The organism is Rhodopirellula sp. J20-39 (genome assembly GCF_057365095.1).
The window spans coordinates 6,849,066-6,861,611 of record NZ_CP195123.1 but is presented as its reverse complement, the minus strand read 5'-3'; the positions used below and the strand labels follow the sequence as shown (position 1 = coordinate 6,861,611).

General features: G+C 54.4%; 10 protein-coding genes. 6 read left to right on the top strand and 4 right to left on the bottom strand.

What is annotated here, in order from left to right; translation table 11 throughout:
• Positions 1–30: 30 nt before the first annotated feature.
• The 5 genes from ACR3ZL_RS25000 (at position 31) to ACR3ZL_RS24980 (ending at position 5,567) form a co-directional block, all read left to right on the top strand.
• Positions 31–774, top strand: a complete 744-nt coding sequence (locus ACR3ZL_RS25000; RefSeq protein WP_486173053.1) for a glucosamine-6-phosphate deaminase — start codon at positions 31–33, stop codon at positions 772–774.
• Between the two features lie 99 nt (positions 775–873).
• A complete protein-coding gene (locus tag ACR3ZL_RS24995) occupies positions 874–1,839 on the top strand; it encodes an N-acetylglucosamine-6-phosphate deacetylase (RefSeq protein ID WP_473650372.1) in 966 nt (321 codons plus the stop codon).
• Entirely contained in the window at positions 1,836–3,170 is a 1,335-nt protein-coding gene (locus tag ACR3ZL_RS24990) for a Gfo/Idh/MocA family protein (RefSeq protein WP_473650373.1), read from the top strand. Before ACR3ZL_RS24995 ends, ACR3ZL_RS24990 begins: the two co-directional genes overlap by 4 nt.
• 94 nt (positions 3,171–3,264) lie before the next feature.
• Positions 3,265–4,326: a Gfo/Idh/MocA family protein gene (locus ACR3ZL_RS24985; RefSeq protein ID WP_473650374.1), complete on the top strand. Its 1,062-nt coding sequence runs from the start codon at positions 3,265–3,267 to the stop codon at positions 4,324–4,326.
• The gene (locus ACR3ZL_RS24980; protein ID WP_473650375.1) at positions 4,323–5,567 is read left to right on the top strand and encodes an Nramp family divalent metal transporter; all 1,245 of its coding nucleotides are present in this window, start codon (positions 4,323–4,325) and stop codon (positions 5,565–5,567) included. Before ACR3ZL_RS24985 ends, ACR3ZL_RS24980 begins: the two co-directional genes overlap by 4 nt.
• Positions 5,568–5,770: 203 nt before the next feature.
• Here ACR3ZL_RS24980 and ACR3ZL_RS24975 read toward each other — a convergent pair whose 3' ends face one another.
• Complete coding sequence (locus tag ACR3ZL_RS24975) at positions 5,771–6,496, bottom strand: 3-keto-disaccharide hydrolase (protein ID WP_473650376.1); 726 nt, start codon at positions 6,494–6,496, stop codon at positions 5,771–5,773.
• Between the two features lie 81 nt (positions 6,497–6,577).
• Here ACR3ZL_RS24975 and ACR3ZL_RS24970 point away from each other — a divergent pair, with 81 nt between their 5' ends.
• The gene (locus tag ACR3ZL_RS24970) at positions 6,578–7,426 is read left to right on the top strand and encodes a homocysteine S-methyltransferase family protein (protein ID WP_473650377.1); all 849 of its coding nucleotides are present in this window, start codon (positions 6,578–6,580) and stop codon (positions 7,424–7,426) included.
• A 62-nt stretch (positions 7,427–7,488) separates the two neighbouring features.
• On the opposite strand, the gene ACR3ZL_RS24965 is transcribed toward ACR3ZL_RS24970, so the two are convergent.
• The 3 genes from ACR3ZL_RS24965 to ACR3ZL_RS24955 are packed head-to-tail and all read right to left on the bottom strand — an operon-like array spanning position 7,489 to position 12,418.
• Entirely contained in the window at positions 7,489–9,525 is a 2,037-nt protein-coding gene (locus tag ACR3ZL_RS24965) for an ICP22 family protein (protein ID WP_473650378.1), read from the bottom strand.
• The gene (locus ACR3ZL_RS24960) at positions 9,522–11,411 is read right to left on the bottom strand and encodes an ABC transporter permease (RefSeq protein ID WP_473650379.1); all 1,890 of its coding nucleotides are present in this window, start codon (positions 11,409–11,411) and stop codon (positions 9,522–9,524) included. The genes ACR3ZL_RS24965 and ACR3ZL_RS24960 overlap by 4 nt, the downstream gene beginning before the upstream one ends.
• On the bottom strand, positions 11,408–12,418 hold the full coding sequence (locus tag ACR3ZL_RS24955; protein WP_473650380.1) for an ABC transporter ATP-binding protein: 1,011 nt from the start codon (positions 12,416–12,418) through the stop codon (positions 11,408–11,410). Before ACR3ZL_RS24955 ends, ACR3ZL_RS24960 begins: the two co-directional genes overlap by 4 nt.
• Positions 12,419–12,546 lie beyond the last annotated feature (128 nt).

Below are 12,546 nucleotides of genomic sequence, written 5' to 3'. Positions count from 1 at the left end.
CGTTCACTTTTGAAATGAAATCGAGAACAGATGAAAATCGATGTCAGTGCAACCAAGAATCAATTGGGCCAGAAAGCTGCTGACCAAGGTGCGGAATGGATTCGCGACGCGATTGCGAGTCGCGGTCAGGCAACTATCGTCGTCGCCACCGGAGCATCCCAGTTTGATACTCTCGCAGCGTTAACTGAGTTGCCTGGCGTTGATTGGTCGCGGGTGACAGGATTTCATCTAGACGAATACCTTGGTTTGCCCGAGAGCCATCCCGCGTCGTTTCGCGGTTACTTGAAGCAGCGGTTCGTCGATAAGGTTCCGTTGAAGGCGTTTCATTACATTGATGGTGAAAGCGATCCCATTGAAGAATGCGAACGCCTTGGTGCATTGATTCGCGACCATATTGTGGACGTAGCGTTCATCGGGATTGGTGAGAATGGTCATTTGGCGTTCAACGACCCGCCAGCAGACTTCGAAACACAGCAGCCATACTTACGCGTGCAGTTGGACGAAGCCTGCCGTCGGCAACAGTGCGATGAAGGTTGGTTTGACACGTTGACCGATGTGCCAACTCATGCCATCAGTATGTCGGTGAAACAGATCATGAAGTCGGCACGAATCGTTTGCAGTGTTCCCGACTCGCGGAAGGCGAAGGCTGTCAAAGCCACGGTTTGTTCGTTGGTGTCGCCTGCCGTTCCTGCATCAATTCTGCAACATCATGACGACGTGGTGCTGTACTTGGATCAAGAGGCAGCCAGCTTGTTGCCTGCGAAAAAAGTCTAGTCGACCACCGAAAAAGTCGTTTCGTCCTTTCAGGAATGGTCCGACGAGCGACGGACTGATCTCAACGAATCGAGCCGTTTCCCAATTGCCAGAGTACGCATGGTTTTCAAAACTTCGCTGAGTAACGCTGGCTACGTTGATTTGCAGGTGAATGGCTATGCGGGCGTTGATTTCAATGGCGACGACCTTACTGCGGAGTCTCTTCATCGAGCATGTCAGCGACTTCGTCAGGATTCCGTAGAAGGAATACTGGCTACGTTGATTACCGACACGTTCGAACGTATGGCGGCGAGGCTTTCACGAATCGCTGAGTTTCGGCAAAACGATTCGTTGTGTGCGAATGTCATAAAAGGCGTGCATATTGAGGGGCCATTCATCAACCGTGAGTCGGGCTATGCCGGAGCCCATCCTGCCGAGGCGATCCGACCTGCGAAAATTGACGAGATGAAGCGGTTGTTGGATGCGGCGGATGGTTTGACAGAGATCGTAACACTCGCACCGGAATCCGATCGCGACATGCGAGTCACTCGGATGCTGGTCGATCAAAATATTCTTGTATCGGCGGGGCACTGCAATCCAACGCTTGATCAACTGGACGCAGCAATCGATGCGGGACTGTCGATGTTTACTCATTTGGGCAATGGTTGTCCGTTGATGATGCACCGCCACGACAACATCATCCAGCGTGTACTCAGTCGATCGGATCGATTGCACATCGGATTGATCGCTGACGGCATTCACGTTCCCTGGCCGGCATTGGGCAATTTTATCAAGGTCTACGGTTTGGATCGGTGCTTTGTAGTGACCGATGCCGTCAGCGCCGCTGGGAACGGACCTGGTTGTTACCGCCTCGCAGATCAAGAAGTCGTGGTGGACGAGCAGGGAGGAACTTGGACCGCGGATCGCAGCCATTTGGTCGGTTCGGCAGCGACGATGCCGATGGTTGCTAAACACCTGATGAAATCGCTCGATTTAAGCGAAGGCGATGTCGAGGTCCTGACCTGTCTCAATCCCAAGGCACTTCTAGCAAAACGTCCTACCCTACCCCTGGATCAAGCCAGATGAATGACTCACTATCACGTCGAACGTTCACGCAGGCCGCCATGATTGCGGGAGCAGCGGCTGCCACGACGTCTGAAAACTTAGGGGCGGAGACCGCGAGCGATTCAACCGAGCGGATCCGAATCGGGATGATCGGTGTTGGAAATCGAGGCAATCAATTGCTCGACGCCGTATGTGAACATCTCGATGCACAGGTGGTTGCGATTTGCGACGTGTTCCAGCTTCACCTCGATAAGACAATGGCCAGGTTGGGCAAAGCACGACCGACCGACAAGGTGGAAACGTATAGCGACTTTCGCAGATTGCTCGAACGCAACGATTTGGACGCGGTTGTGATCGCGACGCCCGATCACTGGCACGCCATCCAAACGATCGCAGCCTGCCGTGCTGGGATGGACGTTTACGTTGAAAAACCATTGTCGATCACGATTCATGAAGGTCGCAAGATGGTCGAGGTGGCCCGAGAAACGAAACGGGTGGTTCAGGTAGGAACCCATCGGCGCAGCGCTGCGTTGTGGCAAAAAACAGCGGGCATGACGCTGGATGGTGCGATCGGAAAAACGACCGTTAGTCATTCCAGTCTGAACAACAACATGTATCCCGACGGCATTGGCAAGCGTCCGTTGTCCGACCCACCGAAAGGCCTCGACTGGGATATGTGGTTGGGACCGCGACCGGAACAACCGTATCAGGACAATATTTGCCCGTATAAGTTTCGCTGGTGGCAAAGGTACTCGTCGCAAATGGGCAATTGGGGCGTTCATTATTTGGACGCGATGCGTTGGTGTTTGGGTGAGGAAAATCCTACGTCGGTTTGCGCGATGGGAGGACGCTATGCAGTTGATGACGATCGTACGATTCCCGACACCGCTCAGGCGTTGTTTGAATTCGCATCGGGACACCTGGCGATCTTTTCCACGTTTGAAGCCAGTGGAAATCCGGTGTTGATCGATGGTGAAATGGAGATTCGCGGTACCGAGGGAACTGCGTACGTTGGCGGAACGACGATTCGAGTTGTGCCGGAACAAGGCGGCCGTTTTCAGAAACGGGGGCTGAGAATGGATCCAGTGGAGGTCAACGTTCCCGGGGCTAATGCGGAACAAACCGCCGCGCACATGCGAAACTTTTTCGACTGCATCCGAACGCGTGAACTACCCGCGGCCGACGTTGAGATCGGGCATCGTTCCACAACGATGGCTCTACTGGCTAACCTTTCCTTAGCTGTCGGAGAACGACTGCAATGGGATGCCGATCGAGAGATCGTGACGAACGTCGCTAAGGCCAACGACTTGCTGCATTACGAATACCGCTCACCATGGAAATTGGATGGCTAATAAAACCCGTCGCAAAAATTGTTCAGCGGTCAAAGTCACCGAAAGGATTGACGACTTCAACTATGGATCACTTCCCAATGCAGATTGCAGACCTATGAAATCACCTCGTCGAGTCGCATTCGCTTTCAGTCACAACACGGTCGTTCCAGTCATCGTCATCATCGGTTTAATCGTGATGTCATCAACGGCCTCAATTGCGAGTGAGCCGCTGCATGCTGGAATCATCGGTTGTGACACTTCACATGCACCCGCGTTTACGAAAGTAATCAACGCCGAACGTGCAGCGGACGATCCATTGGCTGGCGTGCGTGTCGTGGCGGCGTTTCCCGTCGGCAGTGACGACATTGCGTCCAGCCGAGATCGCATCGATGGGTTTGTCGAACAGCTAAGACAGCTTGATGTTGAAATCGTCACGACGCTTGACGAGTTGATTAAGCAGGTGGATGTCGTGTTGCTTGAAAGCGTTGATGGCCGAAAGCACTTACCGTTGATTCGAGCGGTGTTGAAAGCAGGTAAGCCAGTGTTCGTCGACAAACCGTTCGCTGATTCGGTGGCCAATGCAAAAAAGATTTTTGAGTTTGCAGAGCGATATCAAGTTCCCGTTTTTTCAAGCTCGGCATTGCGATTCAGTTCCGGCATTGCGGCGGCGAACTCCAGTGCTGAGATTGGTGAAGTGTTGGGCTGCGTCACTTACAGTCCCTGCGCGATCGATCCGACGCACCCTGATTTGTTCTGGTATGGCATCCATGGCGTCGAAACGTTGTTCACGATCATGGGGCCTGGTTGTCAGAGTGTCGTGCGGACGCACACCGAGGATGCCGACGTCGTTACCGGCGTGTGGAAGGACGGGCGAGTCGGAACGTTTCGCGGTGGGCGATCGGGCAAACACCACTATGGCGCGTTCGTATTTGGATCCAAATCCGACCAGTCCATTGACAAGTTTGACGGCTACGAACCGCTGGTTGCCGAAATCGTGCAGTTTTTTAAGACGGGTGTGCCGCCGGTCGGCAAGGCGGAAACACTTGAGATACTTGCCTTCATGGAAGCTGCCGATGAAAGCCGGCAACAAGGCGGTGTACCGGTGATGCTCGAAGCATTCCTTGGATCTACCAAGATAAGTAATACGGCGACGCCGCTACCGGAGTCCACTGAATGATCGCTTTGGTGCGGAAGCTTGGACCGGCGATCATCGTTGCTGCCTTGGTGTTGGGGCCGGGCAGTATCCTGACGAGTTCCAAGGTGGGATGTCAGTTTGGATACAGCGGGCTTTGGATTTTGGTTCTGGCCGGACTGTTGATGATGGGGATGGTGGCGTTATCGTCGCGGTTAGGAATATCGCTGAAGGGGACTTTGTGCGACGAATTGGCGGCAAGGATCGGTCGACCGTTTGCCATGTTTATCGGCGCCAGTTTGTTTCTGATCGTTGCCTGTTTTCAGTTCGGTAACAACATCGGTGTGTTGGCTGCTATCGAACCATTCGCGAGCGACCGTTGGCTCTGGAAGCTACTGGTTCTAGTTGGTTTGAATGGCTTTGTGATTTGGGTGCTCTTGCGAGCAAGCAATCTTTACAAGACCATCGAACGCATCATGATGTGCATGGTCTTGTTGATGATTATTGGCTTTGCTGCCAATCTAGTAATGGCTGCTCCCAAGCCGATCGCAGTTCTCAGTGGCCTCGTTCCTCAAACGCTCGATACCGATGACGGATCGCGATTTCCGTTATTGGCAGTATTTGGAATGATCGCTACCACGTTCTCGGTGGCGGGTGCGTTTTATCAATCCTATCTGGTTCGCGAGAAAGGTTGGACGCACCGAGAATTAGGACAAGGGCTGGTGGATTCAGCCGTCGGTGTGAGTGTGTTGATCGGTATTTCGGCAATGATCTTGATCACATCCGCGTCGGTGTTGCACGGAGTTGTCCCGGTCGATCAACTGACCAGTGCAACCGAGGTTGCGAAGCAATTGGAACCATTGTTCGGTCCGTTCGCTCACGTCCTGTTTTGCCAAGGAATTTTGGCTGGTGCGTTCAGCTCGTTTATGGTTAACGCCATGATCGGTGGGACGTTGCTGTCCGATGGTCTGGGATGGGGTAGCTCGATGGAAGACAAGTGGCCGCGGCGATTCTCGATTCTCGCGTTGGGTTTAGGGATGGTGATTGCCGTTGCCATGACCGTCTTTCAAATCAGCGTGGTTACGTTGATTATTTTTGCGCAAGCGATCACGGTCGTCGGAGTCCCGAGCCTGGCGTTTTCGATGCTGTATCTAGCAACGCGTCCTGATTTAATCGGCGAGCGTCGAATTCCAACCTGGCTGAAAATCGTTGGGTTGGTTGGGTTGCTAACGACGCTTGGATTGGCCGTGGGCACAACGCTGCAGGTGTTGGCGAAGCTGTCGTAGAGGACTGACGTTGATCGCACTGCCCGAGGCAGCTTCGCCGACTTGCTGCTCAGGACTTGGTCACTGAACAGCTTAGCGTCGGAAGCGGGCATCCACGCTAATTTGCGGTGGCGTTCCAACGAACCGGCAGGTCAAGGCTTTCAAGCTATAGTGCCCTGCCCTGCCCTGCTCAGCCCTGCTCAGCTCAGTTCAGCATGTTGCGACTACAACGCTTTGAAGCGAATGTTTTTGAACTCGGTCCACATCGGTTTGCCGGCGTGCAGTTGCAAACCCAACGAGCCGTTGGTCAGTGCTTGTTCTGGCGAGTCGGTGAAGTCCATTATCAAACGACCGTTGAGGTAGTGCTGAAGGTGCCGGCCCTTTGCGATGATGACCACATCGTTCCATCCATCGAGGTTGAAAAGTTCTTCGAACTCTTCGGCGGTGATGATGTTCTCGATGACCTTCTTCTTGCCGTTTTCTTGAATTGCTTTTTCACCAACGGTGCTGATGCGGCCTCGTTTGCCACCTTCGTCGTAGATGAAGCCAGCAATGTTGGGGAACTTCACTTCATTTCGAACTTCGTGTTGGTAACCACGCAGGACCCAGTCGTTGCGAGCTGACTTGTCCTGGATGTGCTTGGATCGATACTGGATTCCGGAGTTGTTGGTAGCATTGCATCGGAATGACAAACGCAGTTCGAAGTCTTTCGTCGAGCCATCTTCCCAGATCAAAAAGGTGTTGCCCTTGGCTGGGTTTTCCTTGGTTGTTTCACCGTGGATTACGCCGTCTCGCACCGACCACAATCGTGGATCACCGTTCCAGCCATCCAAGTTTTCGCCATTGAAGATGGACTGGAAGCCGGTTTCGGTTTCAGTTGGTGCGTCTGCAGAAGCGGTAGAAAAGGTGGCTGCTAGCACGAGTACTGATAGGGTAGCGATTGTTTTCATGTTCTGGTTCCTAAGGTGGGTATAGAGGTGGGAAGTGAAGAGTATGATTCGAAGTGGGCGTGGGACCAAGGGATGTAGCCAATGAAACCAAAAATCACATTATTGGACGGGCCCGTCGGCACTGAGCTGAATGCTCGCGGGATTGAAACATCTTTGCCATGGTGGACTGCGCAGGCCAACGTGATGGCGGATGATATCGTCGCTCAGATTCACCGCGACTATGCCGATGCTGGGGCTACGGTCCATACGGCAAACACGTTTCGCACCAAGCGACGCTATGCAGGACCGAATTGGCGAGAATGGACACGGCAAGCGGTGGAGCTTGCCCGATGCTCGGTTGGTGTAGGCAATCTTGTCGCCGGAAGCCTTTCACCGCTGGAGGATTGTTACCGCCCTGACCTCGCGCCCCAAGATAGTTTTGAAGAGCACCTTGAAATGGCGGAAATGCTGGCCGAATCGGGCTGCGATTTGATTTTATGCGAGACGTTTCCCAGTGGTCACGAAGCGACCGATGCGGTGCGAGCCTCGGTGCGCACGGGGCTTCCGATTTGGGTAGCCTTAACGGCTGGGCCAGAAGCGAACTTGATGACACCTGATGAAATGGCGACCCACGCCGCTAGCTGTGTTGATGCCGGTGCGGAAGCAGTGCTCGTCAATTGCGTGTCCGCCACCCAAACGAATGCATTCGTCGAAGCGATTGCCGGCGCTCGTTTGGGAGTGCAGATTGGTGCATACGCGAACGCTGGATCACCAAACGAGGCGATTGGTTGGTCGAATGACGTTGACGCGTTAGCTCGCAATGCTGCGAACTACCTGAGTCATGTCAGGCAGTGGATCGAAAGTGGTGCCACGTTGGTGGGTGGTTGCTGTGGAACCTCGCCCCACCACATACGGGCGATCCACGATTGGCTGCACGAAAACCCATGCTGAAATGCATGGGTAATCGCTCCGCTTTCGCCAATTGTCGTTATGCGACCCGACAGGGCCGTGGACTATTCGGCGTTTGAGCCTTCGGTAGCGTCTTCGACGGCGTCCTCAATGACTTCCTCGACGGTTTCCTTATCCGCGGCACCTTCATCTGCAGATTTATCGTCCGCAGTGTTGTCGTCCGTGGTTGCCGGCTCTTCATCGGCTGGGGATTCTTCCATCTTCTCAACCGGTTCTTCGCTCTGCGGAGCTTCCTGATCGCCAGCGACATCATCGCCGTCAGCGTTCCCTTCGCTTTCCGCCTCTGGTGCGTCTTCGGCCGACTCAGCAGGTTCCTCGCTTGTCATTTCAGCGGAGTCTTCCGAGGAAGCTTCTGCTTCGGAAGCCGAGTCAGCGGACTCATCTTCGGATGCCTCGGTTGCTTCAGCCGCTTCCGGAGTCATCTTAGTGGCCTGCTCTGCTTCGAGTTCTTCCGCTTCACGCCGCTTTTCTTCTTCGGCAAGTTCACGTTTTCGAGCTTCGAGCTTCGCGTCTTGTTCCTTGCGGACTTGCTCGTACATGATTGGATCGACCTGGCCGTATTGACCCATCAATTCCACGAATGTGCGAAGCGGAAAGTCATCTTCGATCTCATCGGAGTCCGTCGCAATCTTGTAACGACGAATGGAGTCGAATAGATCTTCGGCGCTGTCGTCGATTACGAGAATCGGATAGTCGTCGAAGATCTCAGCCCAAACTTTGAACGAGTCTTCGTAGAGCTGAATCGCTTTGTCCAGCTCCGCATCCGCGTTAGCTTGCTCGGCTTCATAGGTTAAGCGTCGAGCGCGAACGGTCCGTTCTTCCTGCTCGGCAAGAGCCAAGGTTTCCCAATACTCGAAGTTGATCTGTTTGCGGTGCCCGCTGGTCTTGATAATGCGCTCGTCGATGTCTTTGACTTCGTCAACCAATTGAAGGATCTTCAAGCGGTCTTTCGGAGCGGCTTCGCGAGCGATCGTGTCCAAGTTCGGTGTGACGGCGCCGCCGTGAGTGGCGGCAATCGACTGTTGCGATTTGGTCCGGTCTTCGATCGGTGTTAATAGCGCGTCTTGAATGACGGGATCGAGCGTTTCGATCATCGCCATTTCGGCTCGTTCATAGGCTGCACCGGCCGTCTTTCGGATTTCAGCAACGGTCTCGGCACGCTGACGATTGAGTTCATCGAGCTGGCCTAGTTTGATCGTGAACGAAGCTGTTGTGGGGATCGAGCGATTGCCCAAACTTTGCCAATCTTGCGACGCCATTTGCCAAGCGTTTTGAGCTCGGTCGTCCAGGATCCCTTCTTTTTCGATTGCTTCGGCGTGCTTAATACGCCACTTGGGACCCGTTTCGTAGAAGTTAATCGGGGTTTGGCGGCGGATTTTGATTCCGGACTCGACAAGGTCGTAACCGGAGTTCAGCCACAAGCGTCCAACTAACCAGTTGTCCGGTTTACCGAGCGGCCCGCGAGCTTCGGGGCTATCGACGGCGATACCTTGGTTAAGCAGTTGTTCGTGCAGCACTTCGTCGTCCGCGAAGAGACGTCGGAATTGACGTTTTTCGTCGGACATGCCTAGTTTCTGGCCATAGAACCAACCCGTGTACCAGACCAAACGCGGTGCTTTGCGGTTTTGCTTAACACCCTTGGTTAGGAATTCCGTTCCCTCGCGGACCATTTCGTAGCGTTGACGATAGTCATCGAATTCCGACGAGACGTTGTAAGCCAAGTTGTGAGCTTGGAACTCCCAAACCTTGTCGAAGTGAGGCTGAAGCAAAGCAATGTTGTTAAGCGTTGCCTTGAGTCGGTCCCATTCGTGCGTGACGCGATAGTCGTGCGACTTTTTCCAAAGCAACGATGCCGCAACACCACGCATCCCGAGGGAGGCCAGTTTCATGGTTTCGCTGGCTGGGCTGATTTCACCAAGATCGCTCTCGGCGATGTCATAAGCGTCGCGCATTTGCGCGAGCTTGCCGCCGCCGTCTCCACCACCGCCGGCCGGTTGGCCGAGAAGGTAGAGCGGGATCAGCATGACTACGAGAATGACCAGGTAGGTAAGTTTTCGACGAAGTTGAGTCGTGCGATTCATGCCGCGATCTCACGTGCTTTCAGGGTAAAATAGCTGATAAGGAAAGCGAGCAGGACGTAGCCCAATGTCGCCATTGCGTGACGTGCTAGGATCGCACCAAAAATATCGAATCCAGAGGCAGCAAATTCCGCCGTGCCGACCATCTTCGGCAAGTTGGGTAATGCAGTCGCGATCGCGTCGAGTGTGTAGACAATCCCGGCGTCCGTGGTCTGAATCACCTTGGCTGCCACAGTGTCGACATCCAGTTGCGTCGTCATCGCGTCTTGTTTGAGCAGTCGAACCATCGATTCAATCGGACCGCCTCCACGAGCGATTCCGGCGTCAATGTAGTGCCGGGTGTCGTAGACCTGTTCGGCAGAAAAACCAAGCAGCACGCATACCGCGGTGGCAATCATTGCAACAGGACCGGTCAGGAACGTACTGAACATCACACCGAACGCGATGATCATGGTCATTTGTAACCAAATTGAAATGTACGCCTTGGCCATGTTCCAAGCGAAAGGATTGTCAGCGGGACGTAGGTAAACGCTGGCGGGAGTCACACCGAGGTATTGAGCTCGGTCAAGACAACGGACGACTACAGTCATACGTCCGTTCTCGTCAACTAGATCGTCGAATACGTTCAGCATTCGAGTTTCGGTTCCGTCGGTACCTTCGGTTTCCAGCGGAAGCGTTTTTTCGTCGACTTCATATTCGTGAACGACAAACGCGATCGGATTGCTTTCGATAGGCTTGTCCGGGTGTTTCATCGTGACCGATCCACGGATACCGGTTTCGATATCACCTTTGTAGGAACGGTAAGCACGCAACGACAAGTCGATCGGAAATCCGTCGGGATAGCGTTCTTTGGTCACGTTTGGGAATGTAAATTCCGCCGTACCGAGCGTGCCGCCTTCGACGTAGCCGTGTTCGACCTTTCGGGTTCCCTGTGTGACGCCGATCAGCCGTGAGATGCCCGCACTGCCGTAGCCGCCCGCGAGTCGCTCGTTACCGACGTCGATACCTTCCTCTTGCAGGTTACCGCTGCGGTCGCGGAAGACCAGCGAACCGTAGGAAGGAATCCGAGCTCGCAGAGCACCCTCGGGCGATCCAATCTTGAAGTTGCCTTCGTCATCGCGAATCACAACGTGACGGTGTCCACGAACGATGTTGGTCAGTCCTTCACCGTTTTCGTCCAGGCTAAACGTGTGGGAGTGGAACTGGGTGTAGTCGGTTTCCCCTTCGAAACCACCGCGAGGCAATTCCCGAACGTCCGCTACTTGGGAGTGAGTGTGGTCGAGTCCTCGCACGACGAAGACGTAACTTAGCAGTCCCATGGGCACCAGAATCATGGTACCCACGCCGATGAACCCGAGCATCCGTCCGAGAATGATCTCAGTCGCACGCACCGGTTTCGTGACGATGGTGTACATCGTCTTGTTCTTGATGTCCTCGGGTAGCGAGAAAGCACTGATGAACAATGCCAGAGCCAGCACGAGGTAGTTGGTCGCTGTCAAAACGAAGCTGACATAGAGTCGAGCCGGATCGTCGCTTTGTGGGTTCAGGTACCAACCCGCCAATAAGAGAACGACAACAAACAGACCGACGACGTAAAGCACCTTGCGGCGAAGTGCTTCTTTGAAAGCGAGCTTGGCCAATGCCAGAATGCGGCGCAGGCGGGTGCCGGGCAAGTCGAATCGAAAGAGGTCACGAATCGCGCGTGCGACGGCAAAGAACCCTTCACCGGAACCGTAGCGAGATGACGAAACGACGTAGCCACCGACGAGACCTAGGAAAGTAGCCAGGATGGCTAGAACAATCCCTTTAAGAGCGGCGCTTTCTAGGAACGCTCCCGGTCGGAAGAACCATTCGTAAAATGACCAGAAGTCATCTGGTTGCAAATTCATGCTTGGTCTCCGGTGCTGGCGGAGGTGTCAGCATTGGCACTTTGCGAAACACGGCGAGCACCAGGGCGGGCTTCGCTTTCGCGGACGATGTTCAGGAATAGATCTTCCATCGTCGCGGTTGGGTTGTCGATCGATTGCAATTGGCCGCCGTGACGTGCGATCAGATCGGCGATCTCGGTTTTGGCTTGGTCGCTCAGTCCGGTAGCGTGGACTTCGGTGACGTCTTGGACCTTCAATAGATCCGTCACGCGACCCAATTCCTTCAGTTCGCCTTGGTGCAGAATTGCGACCCGGTCGCAGACGTCTTGAACGTCGGCGAGTTGGTGGCTGCACAGCAAGACGGTTTTGCCTTGGTCTCGCAAACCGATGATCAGGTCTTTCATTTCCCGAGATCCGATCGGGTCCAGGCCGGTCGTTGGTTCGTCCAGCAGGATCAGGTCGGGGTCGTTGATCAGGGCTTGAGCCAGACCCACCCGGCGGGTCATCCCCTTGGAATATTCTTTGAGTTGGCGGTGCTTGGCACCCTGCAAACCGACCAGCTCGATGAGTTGCTTGACTCGGTCACGGCGTTCGGCTCCGGACAGGTCGAAGAGCCGACCGTAGAAGTCGAGGGTTTCTTCGGCGGTCAGGAACTTGTAGAGGTAGGATTCTTCTGGCAAATAGCCAATTCGCTCGTTCTTGCGGGTCTCGCTGGCGTCCTGGTCGAACACCAAAACACGGCCGCTTGTTGGGAAGAGCAGTCCCAGGATCAGCTTGATCGTGGTCGACTTACCGCTACCGTTGGGGCCGAGCAGGCCGAAAATCTCGCCTTTCTTGACTTCGACGTCGAGCGATTTCAAAGCGTGGACCTTTTTTCGCCCCCAGAAATCGCGATAGATCTTGCTTAGGTTGCGGGTCTCGATGACCACATTATCCACGTCCGGGGTGGATGAGGAGGCGGCAAGTTCGGCTGAGTCGGACTGATTAGCTGGGTTTGAGTCAGCGGCAGCACTGGTATCGGTATCCACGAAACAATGATCCCGACGAGAGGGAGAGAAGGACTAGAAAAAACGAGAGTCCGTACGCTACGGGCGGACGTTCAGAACGGTTCGACATTTTGTGCCACGCCGTATGGTTTTGCGATGTGAACGCTACA